Source organism: Mycolicibacterium parafortuitum, from assembly GCF_010725485.1.
Taxonomy (GTDB): Bacteria; Actinomycetota; Actinomycetes; order Mycobacteriales; family Mycobacteriaceae; genus Mycobacterium.
Genome location: NZ_AP022598.1, coordinates 4,384,445 through 4,404,910, shown reverse-complemented (window position 1 = coordinate 4,404,910; position 20,466 = coordinate 4,384,445). Strand labels below are relative to the sequence as shown.

Annotated in this window: 16 protein-coding genes; 11 read left to right on the top strand and 5 right to left on the bottom strand. The window is 69.0% G+C overall.

The genetic code is table 11. The features are described 5' to 3' along the window. Nucleotides 1-17 precede the first annotated feature (17 nt). Nucleotides 18-1,094 carry an NAD(P)H-dependent amine dehydrogenase family protein gene (locus NTM_RS20775; protein WP_163767472.1) on the top strand — a complete coding sequence of 359 codons (1,077 nt, stop codon included), beginning with the start codon at nucleotides 18-20 and terminating at the stop codon, nucleotides 1,092-1,094. Here the strand turns inward: NTM_RS20775 and NTM_RS20770 are convergent, their stop codons facing one another. Together NTM_RS20770 and NTM_RS20765 are read right to left on the bottom strand one after the other, a co-directional pair. Further along, a complete protein-coding gene (locus tag NTM_RS20770; RefSeq protein WP_104861127.1) occupies nucleotides 1,095-1,541 on the bottom strand; it encodes an ATP-binding protein in 447 nt (148 codons plus the stop codon). A 45-nt stretch (nucleotides 1,542-1,586) separates the two neighbouring features. Further along, nucleotides 1,587-1,970, bottom strand: coding sequence for an STAS domain-containing protein (locus tag NTM_RS20765; protein WP_104861128.1), 384 nt, complete (start codon nucleotides 1,968-1,970; stop codon nucleotides 1,587-1,589). A 242-nt stretch (nucleotides 1,971-2,212) separates the two neighbouring features. Here NTM_RS20765 and NTM_RS20760 point away from each other — a divergent pair, with 242 nt between their 5' ends. From NTM_RS20760 to NTM_RS20745, 4 genes are all read left to right on the top strand, one after another. Further along, nucleotides 2,213-2,980 carry an HAD family hydrolase gene (locus NTM_RS20760; protein WP_163767469.1) on the top strand — a complete coding sequence of 256 codons (768 nt, stop codon included), beginning with the start codon at nucleotides 2,213-2,215 and terminating at the stop codon, nucleotides 2,978-2,980. Nucleotides 2,981-3,034: 54 nt separating this feature from the next. Then, nucleotides 3,035-4,168 carry a nitronate monooxygenase gene (locus tag NTM_RS20755; protein ID WP_104861130.1) on the top strand — a complete coding sequence of 378 codons (1,134 nt, stop codon included), beginning with the start codon at nucleotides 3,035-3,037 and terminating at the stop codon, nucleotides 4,166-4,168. 221 nt (nucleotides 4,169-4,389) lie between these two features. After that, nucleotides 4,390-4,977, top strand: a complete 588-nt coding sequence (locus tag NTM_RS20750; RefSeq protein ID WP_163767467.1) for a TetR/AcrR family transcriptional regulator — start codon at nucleotides 4,390-4,392, stop codon at nucleotides 4,975-4,977. Continuing rightward, nucleotides 4,974-7,217: a molybdopterin-dependent oxidoreductase gene (locus tag NTM_RS20745; RefSeq protein ID WP_163767465.1), complete on the top strand. Its 2,244-nt coding sequence runs from the start codon at nucleotides 4,974-4,976 to the stop codon at nucleotides 7,215-7,217. The genes NTM_RS20750 and NTM_RS20745 overlap by 4 nt, the downstream gene beginning before the upstream one ends. On the opposite strand, the gene NTM_RS20740 is transcribed toward NTM_RS20745, so the two are convergent. Beyond that, entirely contained in the window at nucleotides 7,214-7,684 is a 471-nt protein-coding gene (locus NTM_RS20740; RefSeq protein ID WP_435405104.1) for a hypothetical protein, read from the bottom strand. The genes NTM_RS20745 and NTM_RS20740 overlap by 4 nt on opposite strands. A gap of 157 nt (nucleotides 7,685-7,841) precedes the next feature. Here NTM_RS20740 and NTM_RS20735 point away from each other — a divergent pair, with 157 nt between their 5' ends. Further along, on the top strand, nucleotides 7,842-9,095 hold the full coding sequence (locus NTM_RS20735) for a cytochrome P450 (RefSeq protein ID WP_104861132.1): 1,254 nt from the start codon (nucleotides 7,842-7,844) through the stop codon (nucleotides 9,093-9,095). 34 nt (nucleotides 9,096-9,129) lie between these two features. On the opposite strand, the gene NTM_RS20730 is transcribed toward NTM_RS20735, so the two are convergent. Further along, nucleotides 9,130-9,456 carry a hypothetical protein gene (locus NTM_RS20730; protein ID WP_163767463.1) on the bottom strand — a complete coding sequence of 109 codons (327 nt, stop codon included), beginning with the start codon at nucleotides 9,454-9,456 and terminating at the stop codon, nucleotides 9,130-9,132. 118 nt (nucleotides 9,457-9,574) lie between these two features. Between NTM_RS20730 and NTM_RS20725 the strand changes: the two genes are divergently transcribed. From NTM_RS20725 to NTM_RS20715, 3 genes are all read left to right on the top strand, one after another. Continuing rightward, a complete protein-coding gene (locus NTM_RS20725) occupies nucleotides 9,575-10,366 on the top strand; it encodes a helix-turn-helix domain-containing protein (RefSeq protein ID WP_232079786.1) in 792 nt (263 codons plus the stop codon). A gap of 71 nt (nucleotides 10,367-10,437) precedes the next feature. Further along, nucleotides 10,438-11,076 carry a peroxidase-related enzyme gene (locus NTM_RS20720; RefSeq protein ID WP_163767459.1) on the top strand — a complete coding sequence of 213 codons (639 nt, stop codon included), beginning with the start codon at nucleotides 10,438-10,440 and terminating at the stop codon, nucleotides 11,074-11,076. An 11-nt stretch (nucleotides 11,077-11,087) separates the two neighbouring features. Then, entirely contained in the window at nucleotides 11,088-11,513 is a 426-nt protein-coding gene (locus NTM_RS20715) for a lipoprotein LpqH (protein ID WP_104861136.1), read from the top strand. Between the two features lie 17 nt (nucleotides 11,514-11,530). Here NTM_RS20715 and NTM_RS20710 read toward each other — a convergent pair whose 3' ends face one another. Further along, complete coding sequence (locus NTM_RS20710; protein ID WP_163767457.1) at nucleotides 11,531-13,288, bottom strand: AMP-binding protein; 1,758 nt, start codon at nucleotides 13,286-13,288, stop codon at nucleotides 11,531-11,533. A 303-nt stretch (nucleotides 13,289-13,591) separates the two neighbouring features. Here NTM_RS20710 and pks2 point away from each other — a divergent pair, with 303 nt between their 5' ends. Together pks2 and NTM_RS20700 are read left to right on the top strand one after the other, a co-directional pair. Beyond that, on the top strand, nucleotides 13,592-19,807 hold the full coding sequence (pks2, locus tag NTM_RS20705; RefSeq protein ID WP_163767455.1) for a sulfolipid-1 biosynthesis phthioceranic/hydroxyphthioceranic acid synthase: 6,216 nt from the start codon (nucleotides 13,592-13,594) through the stop codon (nucleotides 19,805-19,807). Continuing rightward, nucleotides 19,791-20,465 (top strand): methyltransferase family protein, encoded by a 675-nt coding sequence (locus tag NTM_RS20700; RefSeq protein WP_104861139.1) that lies wholly within the window; start codon nucleotides 19,791-19,793, stop codon nucleotides 20,463-20,465. The genes pks2 and NTM_RS20700 overlap by 17 nt, the downstream gene beginning before the upstream one ends. Nucleotide 20,466: the final 1 nt, after the last annotated feature.

Below are 20,466 nucleotides of genomic sequence, written 5' to 3'. Positions count from 1 at the left end.
CACGCATACTGCTGCGCATGGCTATTCGTGTGGCACTCATCGGAACCGGTAACTGCGGCAGCCTGGCGCTGCGACAGCTGATCGAGGACCCGCGGTTCGACCTGACCACGGTCTGGGTGTCCTCCGCGGCGAAGGTCGGTAAGGACGCCGGCGAGTTGGCCCGCCTCGACGTGACCACCGGCGTCACGGCGACCGACGACTTCGACGCGGTGATCGCCGCCGACCCCGACTGCGCGGTGTACTGCGCGATGGGCGACGTACGTCCCCGCGAGGCGCTGGCCGACGTGCGACGGCTGCTCGAGGCCGGCATCAACGTCGTCGGCTCCTCCCCCGGGTTCCTGTCCTACCCGTGGGGTGTCATCGGTGACCACACCATCGAGAAGGTCGAAGCCGCGGCCCGGCAAGGTGATTCGAGCCTGTTCATCACCGGTGTCGACCCCGGTTTCGTCACCGACCTGCTGCCGCTGGCGCTGGCGAGCACCTGCCAGAGCATCACCCAGATCCGCACCATGGAGATCGCCGACTACGCGACCTACGACGGGGCCACCGTGATGTTCGACGTGATGGGCTTCGGGAACGAGGTGGGTGACCTGCCGTTCCTGTACCAGCCCGGCATGCTCAGCGCCGCGTGGGGTGTCGGGATCCGGCAGCTCGCCGCGGGACTGGGCGTGACCGTCGACGAGATCCGTGACTCGGTCGAACAGGAACCCGCCCCGGAAGACTTCGACGTCGCGGTCGGCACCATCAAGAAGGGCACGGTCGCCGCGGTGCGCTTCCTGATCGAGGGGCTCGTCGACGGGGAGCCGGTGATCGTGGTCGAACACATCACCCGGCTCCGCGGGGACCTGCGACCCGATTGGGCCCAGCCGGCACAGCAGGGCGGGTCGTACCGGGTCGAGATCACCGGCGAGCCGTCCTACGTGATGGACATCTGTCCGACCAGCCGCAACGGGGACCACAACTATGCGGCGATCCTGGCCGCCGCGGGGCGCATCGTCAACGCGATCCCGGACGTCATCGACGCCGCCCCGGGGATCCGCACCACGCTGGACCTGCCGCTGGTGACGGGTAAGGGCACCTACCGGCCTCGGTGATCAGCGGCGGGGAACACCCTGCCACTGCATCTTGACCGTGGTGCCGCTGGTCGAGGGTTCGATGACCGCGTGGTCGGACAGCGTCTCCATCAGCGGGATCCCCCGCCCGCGGGTTCTGGGGGCCGGTTCGGTCTGGCGCTTGCGCCACATGCCGCGGTCCTCGACGCACACCGACAGCGTCTGCGTGGCAGCGTCGTACTCGGCCTGGAAATCGATGGTGCCAGGACGGTCGCTCTGCACATAGGCGAACTCGGCCGCGTTGGCCAGCGCCTCGTTGACCGCGAGCACCATGTCGCTACGGCGCACATCGTCGAGGGTGAAGAACTGGCGCAGCCAGTCGGTGAACTCCTGGCGGACACGCGCCACGACTCCGGCATCGGCGTCGAGGCCGAACCGTTCGAAGCGTTCGGCGTTGGCGACCTCAGTCGGAGGCATGGCATCGATCATGGCAGTCGCTGGCTACCCCACCCGACACGTTCCTAAGCGGCTTTCCTACGTGTCGCGGGCCGCGAGGGCTTCGTCGAGGCTGGCGTACAGCGCGACGATGTCGGCGATGCCGACCAGCTTGAGCGGGCGGCTCGTGGCGGGACCGTCGGCGACCACGCTGATCGCGACCTCTGAACCGGCTTTATCGTGCGCGGCGACCAGAACCCCCATACCGGCCGACGCGAGGAACTCCACCTCGGTGAAATCGATCACGACCGCGCCGGGCTTCTGCTCCAGTGCCTCGTCGATCGCCGTCTCCAGCTGCGGGGAGGTCAGCATGTCGACGACGCCGGCCACCGCGACGACAGCCGTCCGGTCGACCCAGCGCTGCGTGACGACACAATTCGAAGCCGCTGAGGCGTTCGTGCCTTCGGCTGCTTGCTCGTCCAAGGTTCACCTTCCATGTCAGGCCGCTCGTCGCATTCTGCGAGAGCACAGATCAGTGCACTCGCGCAGGCTGCATCCTGAACCCGGCAAGACCAACCTACCGTGGCGGTTGCGGCGACCAGGCCACAGATTAAACCAGGACCCCTCGTGACGCCCGTAGCATGGCTTGTCACGTGGCGGGTGGCTACGCGATATACGCCGGTCACCGCCCCGGAGGCAGCATGGGGACCCTACGTGAGGAGCATATGGGCCCGTCAGACGCGGCGACCTCGATCGACCCGGTCGCCGAGATCGAGGCCGGTCCGGCCGGACCCGCGATCGGCGCGTTCTTCGACCTGGACGGCACGCTCGTCGACGGATTCACCGCCACCGCGCACGCCGGGGATCGCATCCGGCGCAGACAGGCCCGCATCGGAGAGGTCACCGGGGTGATCGAGGCGGCGATGCGGTACCGGCTGGGCAGAGTGAACTTCGCCAGGTTGCTCGAGCGCGCCGCCGGATATCTGCGCGGGGAATCGCTGGAAGATCTCGACGTCGTCGGCGAGCGACTGTTCACCGAGCGGGTCCAGTCGCGGCTGTTCCCGGCGATGCACGAGATCGTGCTGGCCCATCAGCGCCGCGGGCACACCGTCGTGATGAGTTCGTCGGCGTTGACCATCCACGCCGAGCCGGTAGCCCGATATCTGGAGATCGACCACGTGCTGTGCAACCACTTCGAGGTCGACGCAGGCGGCAGGCTGACCGGCCGTATCGCGCGTCCGGTGATCTGGGGGCGCCGCAAGGCCGCCGCGGTGCAGGGATTCTGCGAGCAGCACGACGTGACGCTGGAGAACAGCTACTTCTACGCCGATGGCAACGAGGACATCGCGCTGATGACGCTGGTGGGCTATCCGCGCCCGGTCAACCCGCGGCGCGAACTGGCGGCGATGGCGGCCGAACGGGGCTGGCCGGTGCTCAAGGTGGTCAATCCGGGCAAGGGCAATCACGGCGGCCTACTCGGTGTAATAAAGTAGAACACGTTTCAGTTTTCCTACTTGTGTTCCCCATGGCCATACCAGGAGCGGACTATGCATACTCCCCTGTGCGACCAACTCGGCATCGAATTCCCGATCTTCGCGTTCACCCACTGCCGGGACGTCGTCGTCGCCGTCAGCAAGGCGGGCGGCTTCGGCGTGCTCGGCGCGGTCGGCTTCACCCCTGAGCAGCTCGAGATCGAGCTGAACTGGATCGATGAGAACATCGGCGACCACCCGTACGGGGTGGACATCGTGATCCCGAACAAGTACGAGGGCATGGATGCCTCCGACATGGATCCCGAGGTGCTCAAGAAGACGCTCAACGACCTGGTCCCCGACGAGCACATCGACTTCGCGAAGAAGATCCTGTCCGACCACGGTGTGCCGGTCGATCACAGCGACGACGATGCGCTGCAACTGCTGGGCTGGACCGAGGCGACCGCCACCCCGCAGGTCGAGGTCGCGCTGCGGCACCCGAAGGTCACGATGATCGCCAACGCGCTCGGCACCCCGCCCGCGGACATGATCAAGCACATCCACGAGGCCGGCCGGGTGGTCGCCGCGCTGTGCGGTTCGCCGTCCCAGGCCCGCAAGCACGCCGATGCCGGCGTGGACATCATCATCGCCCAGGGCGGCGAGGCCGGCGGCCACTGCGGCGAGGTCGGGTCGATCGTGTTGTGGCCCCAGGTGGTCAAGGAGGTCGCACCGGTGCCGGTGCTGGCGGCCGGCGGCATCGGCAGCGGCCAGCAGATCGCCGCGGCGCTGGCGCTCGGCGCGCAGGGCGCGTGGACCGGTTCGCAGTGGGTGATGGTCGAGGAGTCGGAGAACACCCCGGTTCAGCACGAGGCCTACATCAAGGCCGGCAGCCGCGACACCGTGCGCAGCCGCTCGTTCACCGGCAAGCCGGCGCGGATGCTGCGCAACGAGTGGACCGAGGCGTGGGAGGACCCGAACAACCCGAAGCCGCTCGGCATGCCGCTGCAGTACATGGTCTCGGGTATGGCGGTGGCCGCCACGCACAAATACCCGAACGAGTCGGTCGACGTCGCGTTCAACCCGATCGGCCAGGTGGTCGGCCAGTTCACCAAGGTCGAGAAGACCGCGACGGTGATCGAGCGCTGGGTCCAGGAGTACCTCGAGGCAACCGGCCGGCTCAACGACCTCAACGAGGCCGCCAGCGTCTAGGCCGTCGGCCTGAAGTCGGCGTGGAGATCACCGCCCAGCGGAGATCTCCACGCCGACATCGTCAACCGCACGACTGGTCCGCCGTCGCGACCGCCGCTCGGCGACGCGACGCCCAATGGGAATTCGCGCCGGGGTTCGCACGGACGAAGTGCAAAAGGGCCACGATGACCCACGCGTTATGTAGAGTTCCATACATAGGCGCGCGACGAAGGGATACGTCGGTGGTGAGTCCCCGTGAGCGGATGGTGGTGTCCGCGGCCCTGCTCATCCGCGAGCGCGGCGCACACCCGACGGCCATCGCCGATGTGCTCGCCCACAGCGGAGCCCCTCGCGGATCGGCGTATCACTACTTTCCCGGCGGGCGCACACAGCTGTTGTGCGAGGCCGTCGACTATGCGGCCCAGTTCATGGCCGAGCGGCTCGAGGGCGCGACGTCCGCCGTCGAGGTCCTCGACGAGCTCTTCGACTTCTACCGGAACGAGTTGCGGCGCACCGAGTTCCGGGCGGGCTGCCCCGTGGTGGCGGTCGCGGTCGAGGCCGGGGACCCGGACAAGCCCGAGCAGACGACGCCGTTGATCGAGCGCGCCGCGGCCGCGTTCGAACGCTGGCGGCAGATCATCGCGCGGCGGCTGGCCGGCGACGGGGTCGCCGAGCCGGATGCGGCCGCGCTGGCGACACTCGTGTTGTCCTCGTTCGAAGGCGCGATCGTCGTCGCCCGTGCCTGCCGCGACGTGACACCGCTGGATCAAGTGCAGGCCCAGCTTCGCTCGTTGATCCAGGCCCAGACCCGCGGGGGAACATCGAGGTGACCGAGCCGGAATGGCAGCCCAGCGCCTGCATCCTGTGTGAATGCAACTGCGGCATCGTCGTCCAGGTCGAGGACCGCAGACTCGCACGCATCCGCGGCGACAAATCTCATCCCGCATCCCAGGGCTACACGTGCAACAAGGCCCTGCAGCTCGACCACTACCAGAACAACCGCAACCGGCTGACCTCCCCGATGCGCCGCCGTCCCGACGGAACGTACGAGCCGATCGACTGGGAGACCGCCGTCACCGAGATCGCCGCGGGGTTCCAGGGGATCGCGGCCGCGTACGGCGGGGACAAGATCCTCTACTACGGTGGGGGCGGCCAGGGCAATCATCTCGGCGGCGCCTACAGCGGAGCCTTCCTCAAAGCCCTCGGTTCCCGTCACCGGTCGAACGCATTGGCCCAGGAGAAGACCGGCGAGCACTGGGTCGACGCGCAGTTCTACGGCGGACACACCCGCGGTGAGTTCGCGCACGCCGAGGTGTCGGTATTCGTCGGGAAGAACCCGTGGATGTCGCAGAGCATCCCGCGCGCGCGGGTCGTGCTCAACGAGATCGCCAAGGATCCGCAGCGGTCGATGATCGTGATCGACCCCGTCGTCACCGACACCGCGAAGATGGCCGATTTCCACCTGCGGGTGCGGCCAGGAACGGACGCGTGGTGCTTGGCGGCGATGGCCGCCGTACTCGTGCAGGAAAACCTCTGCGACGAAACCTTTCTCGTCGAACACGTGACGGGGGTCGACGCCGTGCGCGCAGCGCTGGCCGAGGTTTCCGTCGGTGAGTACGCGCGCCACTGCGGCGTCGACGAGTTCCAGTTGCGCACCGCGGTCCGCCGAATCGCGGCAGCCCAGAGTGTGGCGGTGTTCGAGGATCTGGGTGTGCAGCAGTCCCCGAACAGCACGCTGTGTTCGTACCTGAACAAGATGCTGTGGATCCTGACCGGCAATTTCGCCAAACGCGGCGGACAACACCTGCATTCGTCGTTCGCGCCGCTGTTCCGCAGCGGCGGTGTCGGTCGCACCCCGGTGACGGGCGCCCCGATCATCGGCGGACTGATGCCGGCCAACGTCGTCGTCGAGGAGATCCTCACCGACCATCCCGACCGGTTCCGCGCGATGGTCGTCGAGAGCAGCAACCCCGCGCACTCCATCGCGGACTCCAGCGCCGTCGCCAGGGCACTGACCTCGCTGGAGCTGCTGGTGGTCATCGACGTCGCGATGACCGAGACCGCCCGACTGGCGGACTACGTGCTTCCCGCGGCGAGTCAGTTCGAGAAGGCCGAGGCGACGTTCTTCAATCTCGAGTTCCCGCACAACACCTTTCACCTGCGCCACCCGCTGATGGAACCGTTGCCCGGCACTCTGCCCGAACCCGAGATCTGGGCGAGGCTGACCCGTGCGCTCGGCGTTGTCGACGAGTCCGAGCTCGCGCCGTTGCGCTCCGCGGCGGGCCAGGGACTTCCCGCGTTCACCGACGCGTTCGTGGCCGCGGTCACCGCCAATCCCAATCTGAACAAGGTGCTGCCGTTCGTGCTGTACGAAACGCTCGGGACCGCGCTCCCCCACGGGTTGTCGGGCGCCGCGGCGCTGTGGGGGCTCGCGCAGAAGACCGCGATGGCATATCCAGACGCCGTGCGCCGCGCCGGGCATGCCGACGGCAACGCGTTGTTCACCGCGATCCTGGAGGGTCGTTCCGGGGTGACGTTCACCGTGCACGAGTACGACGACGATTTCGCGCTGATCGGCCGCCCGGACCACAAGATCGCGATCGAGATTCCCGAGCTGCTCACCGAACTGCGCGGACTCACGGGTGCACCGACCCGACTCACCGACGCCGAGTTCCCGATGGTGTTGTCGGCGGGTGAGCGACGCGCGTTCACCGCCAACGACATCATCCGCGATCCCGGATGGCGCAAACGCGACACCGGCGGGGCCCTGCGCATCAGCGTCGAGGACGCCGGGGAACTCGAACTCGCCGACGGGGACCGCGTGCGGATCACCACCGCCGCGGGCACCGCCGAGGCGACGGTCGAGGTCAGTGCCGCGATGCTGCATGGGCACATGTCATTGCCGAACGGCTACGGGCTGGACTTCGTCGGCCCCGACGGCTCTGCGCAGCGCCCAGGGGTGGCGCCGAACTCGCTGACGGCGACTACGTGGCGCGACGCGTACGCCGGGACGCCGTGGCACAAGCACGTGCCGGCTCGCATCGAAAAAATGGCTGAGGCGCAGCCCTAGGGGGCGGTGGCCGGCACAGGGGCCGGCACCGTGGCCGCCTCGGCGGCCGGCACAGGAGTTCTGAGCTGCTGCGGGCCCGAACTGAGAGGCCGCTGCGTGAACAGCAGCAGCGCGTCGCCGCCGCTGACCTCCTGGGTACGCATCGCATGCCACAGCTCGCGCAGGTAACCGAGTTTGCCCGGCGTTGCGGCAGGAGCGCCGGTGGTGCCGGGCGGGAGGTTGTCCGGGCTGGCCAGGTGCGGGACGCCTTCGGCGGCGGGAGCCGCGAGATCGATCCCGGCCGCGGGAGCCGCGGGGGCGGGCGCCACCGACGGCCCCGGCACGGGTTGCGGCGCCGGCGGCACCGCCGGATCGGCCAGCGCCGAAGGCGCGGCGGCGATCAGCGCTGCGAACGCGGCGGCCCCGATCACCGGCGCGACACCTGCGCGGACCATCGACACAGTGCTTGCGCGGAACCCGAACTTCACGATGCACCCTCCCGGACCGATCTCTTGTCACAGGATGCATCAGATCCCGCCCGGCTTTCGTTACAACGACGCGTCGACGTTCCCCGAACCTCGCTCGCCGGGCACGTCGCGGTGGTAGCAATGCTGTACGGCCACGTGACCATGAGGAGCGAAACGTATGGCGACTCCTACTCTGCCCCCCGGTTTCGACTTCACCGACCCAGACCTCAACCGCGAGCGACTCCCCGTGGAGGAACTCGCCGAGCTGCGGCGCAGTGCGCCGATCTGGTGGAACGAACAACCCGGCGGCGTCGGGGGATTCGGCGACGGGGGCTTCTGGCTGGTCACCCGCCACCACGACGTCAAGGAGATCTCCAAACGCAGCGACGTGTTCTCCAGCGAGGTCAAGACCGCACTCCCCCGCTACCCGGAAGGCTCGACCGGCGAGCAGATCGAGACCGGGAGCCTCGTCCTGCTGAACATGGACGCCCCCCGGCACACCCACCTGCGCAAGATCATCTCCCGTGGCTTCACCCCCCGCGCGGTCGAGCGATTGCGCGACGACCTCGATGCCCGCGCGCAGGCGATCGCCAAGGCCGCCGCCGCCGAGGGAGCGGGAGACTTCGTCGAGCAGGTGTCGTGCGAACTCCCGCTGCAGGCGATCGCCGGGCTGCTCGGTGTGCCGATCGAGGACCGCAGAAAGCTCTTCGACTGGTCGAACCAGATGGTCAGCGACGACGATCCCGAATACGCGCACCATGACAATCGCAACGCGGCAACCGAACTCATCATGTACGCGATGCAGCTGGCCGCCGAGCGGGCGGAGAACCCCGGTGAGGACATCGTCACCAAACTCATCGAAGCCGACGTCGACGGACACAAGCTCTCCGACGACGAATTCGGCTTCTTCATGGTGCTGCTCGCGGTGGCCGGGAACGAGACCACCCGCAACTCGATCACCCACGGCATGATCGCGTTCACCGAGCACCCGGACCAGTGGGAGCTCTACAAGGCGCAGCGGCCGGTCACCGCGGTCGACGAGATCGTGCGGTGGGCGACCCCGGTGACGTCCTTCCAGCGCACGGCGCTGACCGATTACGAACTGTCCGGGGTGCAGATCAAGAAGGGCCAGCGGGTGGTGATGTCGTACCGGTCGGCGAACTTCGACGAGGACGTTTTCGACGACCCGAACCGCTTCGACATCCTGCGCGACCCGAATCCGCACGTCGGCTTCGGCGGCACCGGGGCGCACTACTGCATCGGGGCGAACCTGGCGCGGATGACGATCGACCTGATGTTCAACGCGATCGCCGACCACATCCCCGACCTCAGCGCGATCGGCACACCCGACCGGCTGCGCTCCGGCTGGCTCAACGGCATCAAGCACTGGCAGGTCGACTACACCGGACAGGGCTGCCCGGTCACGCACTGACCGGTCACGTCCTCGGCGCTGCTACGTCGGCTGCTCAGCCCGTGAGTCGCGGATAGTCGATGACGCTGCGCCAATAGTCCTCGGGGATCTCGGCGCCGCTGCGCAGCACGATCGCCAGGCCCGTGGCCATCGCGACTCCGAGCAGCCCGAGCCACAGTCCGGCCAGCGCGATGACCACCCACAGCACGGCGGTCAGGGCAGGCCAGGGCGACACCAGCATCAGCACCGGCGCGAAAAAGAACCCGGTACCGACGTACCACGACGACCCGGCCCGATCGCAGATCAGCACGAGCCGCAACCACTTCGGGGTCGCCTCGGGCCCAGACGTCCCGCCCGAGAGCCTTGCGGATTTCGGTGCCATCCGGACTCCTTCCTCGATGCCCCAGGCCCCCCGCTTCTCAGCGTCCGCGCCGCGGGTAGCCGCGGCAATTACCTCTCGGGTAATGGCCTGGCGGAGGAAGTTTGGCCACACTGGGCTGGTGACATCGGTCGAGCACCCGGTCCAGGAGACGACAGCCGTGGATTTCGGTGGCCTGCTGCGCAGTTGGCGGCAGCGACGGCGGCTCAGCCAGCTGGACCTCGCGCTGTTGGCCGACGTCTCGGCGCGACACGTCAGTTTCGTCGAGACCGGAAGGTCAAAACCGAGTCGCGCCATGGTGTTACGGCTCGCCGACGCCCTCGACATACCGCAGCGGGAACAGAATCGGATGCTGATCGCGGCGGGGTTGGCGCCGGCCTACGCCGAGCGTCCGCTGGATGCGCCCGACATGGCCGCGGTGCGGGCGGGTGTGCAGCGGGTGCTGGACGCCTACGATCCGTTCCCGTGCGTGGTCGTCGACCGCGGCTGGTGGATCCGGCAGGTCAACGACGGTGCGGGGGTGCTCCTCGACGGGGTCGCACCGCACCTGCTTCAGCGCCCCAACGCGCTGCGGATCGCACTGCATCCGGACGGGTTGGCGCCGCGGATCGCGAACCTCACGCAATGGCGGACACACCTGATCGCGCGGTTGCGCCGTGAGGTCGCCACCGACCACCGCGCCGAGGTGAGCGAACTGCTCGCCGAGCTGGAGTCCTATCCCGGCGGATTCGAACCCTCGCAGGATCTGGGTGGGATCGCGGTGCCGTTGGTACTCGACACCACCGACGGACGGACGTTGCGCTTCCTCAGCATGGTCACGACATTCGGAACCGCTCTCGACCTGACCGCGGCCGAGCTCAGCATCGAGGCGTTTCTGCCCGCCGACGATGCCACCGCCGCCGCCCTCCGGTGACGCCGCGAGTAATTCGCATCGCGACGTGCAGAACTCTTGGCCGGCGCGCGACGGTGCGCGACCGTGTGCCCATGACCGCAACAGCAGACATCCGCCCCGCCCCGCCACTGACCCCGGTCCGGATCTCCCGCCTGGCCGTCCCCGACCTCGACGAGCTGAGCTCCCCCGGGGTCCGCGGGTTCTTCAACCGCCAACTGCGCGAGGAGGGGCTGACCTCCAACTGGTTCCGCGCCCTGTCGCTCAACGAATCCGACCTGGAACGACTCAACGCCTACCTGCTGCCGCTGCTGGGCACAGACGGCCGCGGCGGGCTCAGCGCCCGCGAACGCGAGGTGATCGCCACCGTCGTCTCCGGTGAGAACCGCTGCGCCTACTGCCACACCAACCACGCCAACAAGCTCGGCAAGGTCGCCGGCGACTGGTCGTTCGGCCAGCGGGTCGCGATCGACCACCACCAGGTCGCCGAGCTGACCGAACGCGAGCGTGCGCTGGCCGACCTCGCAGTCGCCGTCAACAACGACCCGCAGGCGCTGCGGGACAACGACTTCGAGCACCTACGCACACTCGGCCTGGACGACCACGAGATCCTCCAAGCTATCTCGATCGCGGCCTTCATCGGCGCGACCAATCGCATCGGGATCGCGCTGTCGGTGCCACCCAATCCGGAATACACCGGCATTCCGGCCGGACAGGAGCGCCATAGCGTTTAAAGTCGGGCGCCATGAAGACCCGACATCTCATGGCGGCCGCCGCCGGCAGCGCCGTCGTCCTCGGCGCTGCCGGTTGCTCGACCCCGGAGCCCGCCCTCGGCGGCACCACCGCAACCGTGTCGATCGACGGCAACGACACCGGCGGGGCCCATGCGGTGCGTTGCCGCCAGTCGGGGTGGTCGTGGTACATCGAAACGCCGGAGAAAGAGCACGGATTCACCGCGATACTGGCCACCGGCGGCGGCGTGACGGCCAAAGCCGTCGAATTCCGCGGGTTCGGCGGCTTCACCGGTTCCTACTGGGCCGACAACGTCGGCAACGCCGAGGTCACCGGCGCCGACGGCTCCTTCACCATCACCGGGACCGCGGACGGGGCCTTCGACGACAAGCCCAGTGCCGAGGTGGCCGCGAAGTTCCGCATCCAGGCCGACTGCTGACCGCCGCCGGCCGGCGCTCAGCCGTCCAGCCGGGTGAATCCGTTCTGTCGGTACAGCTGTCCGCACGACTGCCTGCGGATCTTGCCGCTCGTGGTGACCGGAATGGAACCCGGCGCGACCAGCACCAGGTCCCCGACCGCCAGACCGTGCGCATGTGAGATCGCCGAGGTGATCTCGCGGATGGCGACGGCGAACTGCTCGTCGGAATCGCCGCGCTTCTTGAACTCGACGATCGCGACCAGTTCCTCGACGCCGTCGCGCGGAACCGCGATCGCCGCGCACCGGCCCTTGGTGATCTCGGAGATCGTCGCCTCGATGTCATCGGGTGCGTGATTGCGCCCGTAGACGATCAACAGATCCTTGATCCGGCCCACGATGAAAAGTTGGCCTTCGGAGATGAATCCCAGGTCGCCGGTCCGCAGCCACGGCCCCTCCGGGGTGCCCGGTGACGGCGCCGCCAGGGATGCCCGGAAGACTCGCTCGCTGTCCTCGGGCTTGTGCCAGTAGCCCACACCGACGTTGTCACCGTGCACCCAGACCTCGCCGGTCTTACCGTCGGCCACCACGGTCCTGGTGTCCGGGTCGACGATGCGCACCGTCGGCGACAGCGGCGACAGCGGGGTGTCATAGCCGACCAACGGCGTCCCGCCGCCGTTCGGCGACCGCTTCGCCACACCTTCGGTGAGCTCCTCGGGCTCGAAGTTCACGACGTTCGGGGGCAGGCCGGGTCGCACGGTCGCGACGTACAGCGTGGCCTCGGCCAGTCCGTAGGAAGGCTGGATCACCCGCTCGTCGAGATTGAACGCGGCGAACCGGTCGGTGAACCGCTTGATGGTCGTCGGGTTCACCCGCTCGGCCCCGCTCTGGATGATGAACACGTCGCCCAGATCGAGCCCGTCCATGTCGGCGTCCGCGGTCTTGCGCGCCGCCAGTTCGAAGGCGAAGTTGGGCGCCGAGGAGAACGCCGCAGGGTTGCTCGCCAGCAGCTGCATCCAGCGCGCCGGACGCTCCAGGAACGCGATCGGGCTGGTCAGCACGGTGCGATAGCCACCGTAGACCGGGGTGCAGATCCCCATGATCAGACCCAGATCGTGGTAGAAGGGCAGCCAGGACACCACCGTCATGTCCGGTGGCGCGACACCGCCGTGGTCGACGGCGTAGTCGGTGGTGATCTGCTGGACGTTGGTCAGCAGATTCTTGTACGAGATCATCACCCCGGCCGGGCTGCGGGTGGAACCCGACGTGTACTGCAGATACGCGGTGCTCTGGAAGTCCTCGTCGTCGTCGAATCCGCCGAACGACCCGGCACCGGGCGCGTCGAGGTCGAGGCGATCGACTTCCAGCACCGCCGGGCCCGACTCCCCCGGCGCCGCGGTGACGTGTGCGGCCACGTCGCCGACGACCGACGAGGTGGTCAGGATCGCCGCGGGCGCCGCGTCACGCAACACCGAATCGACGCGCTCATCGGCGACCCCGCCCTGCGGCACCGACAGCGGGACCGCGATCAGCCCGGCCTCCAAGGCACCGAGGAAGCCGACGATGTAGTCCAGACTCTGGGGCGCGGAGATCACCGCCCGGTCGCCGGGTGCGGCACACGAACGCAGTTCGCGTGCCACGTTCGACACCCGGCGGTACAACTGCGGCCAGGTCAGGCTCTCGGCGACGCCCGCCGGATCCCGCTCGTAGTCGACGAACGTGTACGCCGTGTCGTCGGGTTGCAGGCTGGCCCGCTCACGCAATAGCGCCGGGATGGATGTCTCAACGACCTCTGTCACGCGAAGCAAATTACCGTAGGCGTCAATGCTGCATATTCGAAAACAGAAGTTGCCTGACCCTCGGGTGCGGCAAGCTTGCTGAATCTCGGGTCCGGGTCGCAACAACCGCCGAGCGAGTGATCAACGCCGAAGAGAGCGTGTAACCTACGTCTGCGTCAATTGATCCCTGCTCTGGGTCGGGGGGCCCAGAGCAGGGATCGACAGCGAAACGCCGCAGTCGCTCTTGTGAGGAGACGAAATGGCTACATTCGACGCGATGCAGGAACGGGCAAATCGCCCGGTGCGCCGAATCCTCCCCCCGCGATGACCAGGAGCCCGTTCACCCCGGTCGCCGTCATCGGCATGTCCTGCCGGTTACCCGCTGGCATCGACTCCCCAGAAAAGCTCTGGGAGGCGTTGCTGCGAGGCGACGACCTCGTCACCGACGTCCCGCGGGAACGCTGGGATGCCGATGAGTACTACCACCCCGAGCCGGGGGTGCCGGGCCGCACCGCGACCAAATGGGGCGCCTTCCTCGACGACATCTACGGATTCGACTCCGAGTTCTTCGGCATCGACGACGATGCGGCCTCGGCCCTCGATCCTCAGCACCGCCTGCTGCTGGAGACCTCGTGGGAGGCGATGGAGCACGCGGGGCTGCGGCCCGCCGCCCTGGCGGATTCACCGACCGGGGTGTTCGTCGGACTCAGCCACATCGACTACCAACTCGTCAACGCCGACTCCGAGGCGATGGCGGGCCCGCACGGCTTCGACGGCAACACCCTCGCGATGGCTTCCGGGCGCATCGCCCGCGCCCTCGGAGTGCGTGGACCGGCGCTGACACTGGACACCGCATGTTCGTCCGGGCTCACCGCCGTGCACATGGCGTGCCGCAGCCTCAACGACGGCGAGAGTGCGTTGGCGTTCGCCGGCGGAGCGTTCGTGATGCTCGAACCCCGCAAGTTCGTCGCGGGCACCGCGCAGAGCGCCCTGTCCCCGACCGGGCGCTGCCATGCCTTCGACGTCGACGCCGACGGCTACGTTCCCGGCGAGGCCGTCGCGGTGGTGGTGCTCAAACGCCTGCCCGACGCCCAACGCGACGGCGACCGGATCCTGGCGGTGATCCGCGGAACGGCCGTCAACCACGACGGCACCCCCGACGACCGCGCGACTCCGTCCGCTCTTGCACAGACCGCGCTGTACCGTGCCGCGCTCGAGACCGCCGACGTCGCCGCGGACACGATCGGAATGGTTGAGGCGCACGGTCCCGGCACCCCGGACGGCGATCCGATCGAGTACGCGGGTCTGGCCGAGGTGTACGGCACCGCAGGCCCGTGCGCGCTGGGGTCGGTGAAGACCAATGTCGGTCACGCGCAGTCGGCGTCCGGACTGCTCGGTTTGATGAAGGCGGTCCTCGCGCTGCAGCACGCCGCGGTACCCCAGAACCTGCACTTCACCCGGCTGCCGGATGCCGTGGCCAGGATCGAGACCAATCTGTTCGTGCCGCAACAACTTTGCGAATGGCCGGGTACCGAACACCCGCGCCGCGCGGCGGTCTCCTCGTACGGCACGTCGGGGACCAACGTCCACGCCATCCTCGAACAGTCCCCCGAGCCGGATCCGGCCGCACCCTCCCCGGCGGATGCCCGGACACCTCTGGTGTTCCCGCTCTCGTCCACGTCGGCCACGGAGCTGCGCCGGACGGCGGGGCGTCTCGCCGACTGGATCGAGGCCCATGAGCAGGCGGCGCTGCCGGACCTCGGATACACCCTCGCGCGCCGCCGTGCGCACCGCCCGGTGCGCACCGCCGTGTGTGCAGGCGACCGCACCGAGCTGATCAACGCGCTGCGCGGGATCGCCGAGGGCCACGACGACTTCCGGCCTGCGGTCGGCGGCGACGACCGCGGACCGGTGTGGGTGTTCTCCGGGCAGGACGCGCAATGGTCTCGGATGGGTGCCGAACTCCTTACCGCCGAACCGGTTTTCGCAGCCACCGTGGCCCGGATCGAGCCGCTCGTGGCGGCGGAGTCCGGCTTCTCCGTCACCGCGGTCATCACCGGGCGCGACGGATCCGCCGGTTACGACCGCATGCAGCCGGCGGTGTTCACCATCCAGGTCGCGGTGGCCGCCCTGCTCGCGGAACTCGGCGCGGTACCCGGTGCGGTCATCGGTCATTCGACCGGTGAGATCGCCGCGGCGGTGGTGGCCGGGGCGCTCTCCCTTGAGGACGGGGTACGCGTGGTCTGCCGCAGCGCCCGGATGATGGCGACGGTCGCCGGTTCCGGCGCCGTGGCGGCTGTGGAACTGCCTGCCAAACAGGTACTTTCCGAGCTCACGATGCGTTCTGCCAAGGACGCGGCGATCGCCGTGGTGGCCGCGCCCCAGACCACCGTGATCGCCGGTGCCCGCACCCGCGTGCAGGAGATGGTCGCCGAGTGGGCGGACCGCGGGGTCGCGGTCCGGGAGATCCCCGTGGACGTGGCGGCCAACTCCCCGCAACTCGATCCCATCGTCAAGGAACTCACCGCCGCGCTCGCCGACATCGAACCGCGCACTCCAGTCCTGCCCTTCTATTCGGCCACCGGATTCGATCCCCGCGAACAGCCCAGATGCGACGGCCGCTACTGGGTGCAGGCCCTTCGCCGCACGGTGCGGTTCGCCGCCGCGGTGCGCGCCGCGATGGAGGACGGCTACCGGGTCTTCGCCGAGCTCGCCCCCCAGCAGCTGCTCGCCGACGCCCTCATGGAGACCGCCCGCAGCCTGGAGGTACCGCTGGCCACCCTGGCCGGTCCCGGCGACACCGGGCCCGCCGGGTTTCTCGCTGCGCTGCACAGTGCCGGCGCCGCAGTGGATTTCGCCGTGCCCTATCCGTCCGGTGCGCTGGTGGACGTCCCGCTGCCGACGTGGACACACCGGATGCTGCGACTCGGCGGCGACGGTGAGCAGGACGCCACCGTCGGCGGGTACAGCGTTGCCGCGCATCCGCTTCTCGGCCCGCACGTGCGTCTCACGCAGCAACCGCAGCGATACGTCTGGCAGGCCGAGGTGGGCACATCGGCGCAACCCTGGCTCGCGGAGTACCGCGTCCACGGGGCCGCGGTGCTGCCGGCAGCGGCCTATTGCGAAATGGCACTCACCGCGGCGCGTGTCGCGCTCGGGGAGGCCGCCGAGGTCAGTGACCTCGAGCTGATCCGGCCGCTTCCGCTGGACGACCACACGACGGTCGGGGCGTCGACCACCCTGTCCGCTCCCGGCGTCGCCGGCTTCGTCGCCGAATCCGGCCACGACGGCTACCACGTACGTCACGCCACCGCGGTGCTGCGCGTCGTCGAGGCGGTGGCGCCGCCCGGCTACGACGTGTCCGCACTGCTGGCCGCACATCCGGAACCGGCCGACGGCGCCGAGGCGAATGCCGGACTCGGCACCGTCCACGTCGGCCGCGACGCCGCGGGTTCGGTACTGGCCGAACTCACCGCTTCGGACCAGATCCGTTCACAGCAGGCCGCTTTCGGTATCCATCCGGCGCTACTGGAGGCGTGCTTCCAATCGGTCGCGGCCAGCCCGCACGTCGATACCCTCGGCGACGAGGTGCTGGGCCGGCCCGTCGGCGTCCAGCGGCTGCGCCTGCACGGTTCGGCACGCGCCGCCCGCTACTGCTATACCCGGGTCACCAAGGTGGACGGCGACGGCGTACGGGCCGACCTCGACGTGCTCGACCGTGACGGCGCCGTGCTGCTCAGCGTGCATGGGCTCACCTTCGACACCGGTGCCGCCGACAGCACCCGCCGCGACCGGATCCTCGACGAACGGCTGATGGGCATCGACTGGCAGCGGCGGACGCTGCCCGACCCCATCGACACCACGGACGCCACCGGCGCCTGGCTGCTGGTCAGCACCAGCGCCACCGCCGACGTGACGGCCGCGGCATTGGCGGACTCGCTGAAAAACCGCGCCGCCCAGTGCACCACGATGTGCTGGCCGGCGCAGGCCGACCACGTCGCGAACGCCGCGGAGCTCGCCAGACACCTGCGCGATCGGCAGCTCGCCGGTGTGGTGATCGTGGCCGGCCCGACAACCGGTGGTGACGTCGCGCGGTGTCCGTCGGCGGCGCTGGAGTATGCCCAGCACCTGGTGCGTATCGCCCGGGAGGTCCCCAGGTGCGAAGGGCGGCTCCCCCACCTCGTCGTGGTCACCCGGGACGCGCAGCCGGTGCTGCCCGAGGACGTACCGAATCTCGAGCAGGGCGCGCTGCGCGGTCTGGTGCGGGTGATCGGCGCCGAGTACCCGCACCTGCGGGTCAGCCAGATCGATGTGGACGGGGCCACCGGGACCGATCTGGTGGCCACGCAGCTGCTCGGCGAGTCCGACGAGGACGAGACGGCGTGGCGCGCCGGTGCGTGGTACACCGCCCGGCTGCGGCCGGCGCCGCTGCGCCCCGATGAACGCCAGACGACCGTCGCCCACCACGACACCGACGGGATGCGACTGCAGATCCGCACGCCCGGCGATCTCGAAACCCTGGAACTGGTTTCCTGCCAGCGGATCCCGCCGGGACCCGGGCAGATCGAAGTCGCCGTGCACGCGTCGGGGATCAACTTCGCCGACGTTCTGGTGGCGATGGGTCGATTCCCCGGCATAGACGGCGAGATGCCGGAGCTGGGAATGGATTTCGCCGGGGTGGTGACCTCGGTGGGCTCGGGTGTGACCGAGCATCGCGTCGGCGACCGGGTCGGCGGCTTCTCCCCCAGCGGGTGCTGGGGCACCTTCGTCTCATGCGACGCGCGCCTGGCGGTGCCGCTGCCGACCGGCCTTTCCGACCACCAGGCGGTGGCCGTGGCGACGGCGACCGCGACCGCGTGGCACAGCCTGCACGACCAGGCGAGGATCACCGCGGCCGACAAGGTCCTGATCCACTCCGCCACCGGGGGGGTCGGTCAGGCGGCGATCGCGATCGCCCGCGCCGCCGGTGCCGAGATCTTCGCCACGGCGGGTAGCGAGGAGCGCCGGAACCTGCTGCGCGGCATGGGAATCGAGCACGTCTACGATTCCCGCAGCGTCGACTTCGCCGAACAGATCCGGCAGGACACCGACGGTTACGGCGTCGACATCGTGCTCAACTCACTGACCGGCGCCGCCCAGCGCGCGGGCATCGAGCTGTTGGCCGTCGGTGGCCGGTTCGTCGAGATCGGCAAACGCGACGTCTACGGCAACACCCAGGTCGACCTGTTCCCGTTCCGGCGCAACCTGACGTTCTCCTATGTCGACCTGGCGCTGATGTCGCTGCATCATCCGCAGCGCGCCGGGGACCTGCTGCGGACCGTGTACCGGCTGGTCGCCGACGGTGACCTGCCGCCAGCGCAGCACACGGACTATCCGCTGGCCGAGGCCGCCGCGGCGATCCGCGAGATGGGCGCCGCGCGGCACACCGGCAAGCTCATCCTGGAGGTGCCGCGCACCGGACACAGCGAAGCGGTGACCCCGCCGGCGCACGCCCCGGTGTTCCGCGCCGACGGCGCCTACCTCATCACCGGCGGGCTCAGCGACCTCGGGTTGTTCCTCGCCGAGAAGATGACCGACGCCGGCTGCGGACGCATCGTGCTGACCTCGCGCTCGCAGCCCACACTCAAGGCGCTCGAGACCATCGAGATGATCAGGGTGATGGGCGGCGACGTCGTGGTGCACTGCGGCGACATCGCCGACCCGGCCACCGCCGCGCGGCTGGTCGAGACCGCGACGGCGACGGGCCTGCCGGTGCGCGGCGTTCTGCATGCGGCGGCCACGGCCGCGGAGGTGACCGTCGCCAAACTCACCGACGACGTGATCGAGCAGGACTGGGCGCCGAAGGTCTACGGTGCGTGGAATCTTCACACGGCCACCGCCGGGCAACCGCTGGACTGGTTCTGCATGTTCTCCTCGGCGGCGGCGCTGATCGGCGCACCCGGGCGTGCCGCGTACGCCGCGGCGAACAGTTGGCTCGACGCATTCGGACGGTGGCGCCGCGCCCAGGGGCAACCGGCAACGGTCATCGCGTGGGGTGCGTGGGATCGGATCGGCCGCGGGACCGAGCCGTCCGGCGCCGACATCACCCCCGACGAGGGTGCGTACGCATTCGAGATGCTGCTGCGCCATGACCGCACCTACAGCGGCTATGTGCCCGTCTCCGGGACGTCGTGGCCGGCGGGGCAGACGCAGCGCTCCCCGTTCGCCGAGGCGTTCCGCGCCACGGACAACGGCTCCGGCACCGACAAATTGCGTGCCGTTCTCGGCGACGCCGCACCGCAGGAGTGGCCCGCACGACTGAGGAAGCTGATCGCCGAACAGATCAGCCTCGTGCTGCGCCGCAATGTCGACCCCGATCGGCCGCTGGCCGAGTACGGTGTGGACTCGCTGGGTGCCCTCGAGCTCCGCACCCGACTGGAGGCCGAGACCGGTATCCGGCTGGCCTCCAGTGACCTTGCCGTCGGCACGATCCGGGGCCTGGCGGAACTGTTGTGCGACAAGCTCGCACCGACGCAGGAGAACGATGAAAGCCCTCTCTAAGGTGTTGCTGTCCGGGCTGTTCCAGGCGGTCGCGCTCGGCCTTCTGGTGTTCGTTCCCGCGGGCACCGTCGACTATTGGCAGGCGTGGCTGTTCCTGACGGTTTTCGTACTGTCGGCGGTGCTCCCCAGCGTGTACCTGCAGGTGACGAATCCCGATGCGCTGCAACGACGGATGCGCGGTGGTCCGGTCGCCGAGGGCCGACCGGTGCAGAAGCTGGTGATGGCGGGGCTGTACCTGTCGCTCGGGGCGATGTGTGTGGTCAGCGGCCTGGACCGCCGGTTCGGCTGGTCGGCGATGCCGGCCGCGCTGTGCGTGGTCGGCGCGGTGCTGGTCGCGATCGGCATCGGTGCGGTGGTCCTTGTCATCACCCAGAACCACTACGCGTCGACGACCGTTCAGGTGGAGTCGGGCCAGAACGTCGTGTCCACCGGGCTGTACGGCCTGGTCCGGCATCCGATGTACACCGCCAACACGATCATGCTCGTCGGCATCCCGTTGGCGCTCGGCTCCTACTGGGCGCTGGTCTTCGTCATCCCCGGCCTACTCGTGCTGGCCTCCCGTATTCGCGACGAGGAGACCCTGCTCGCGCAGGAACTCACCGGATACCGCGACTACACCCAGAAGGTGCGCTACCGCCTCGTTCCATGCGTGTGGTGAG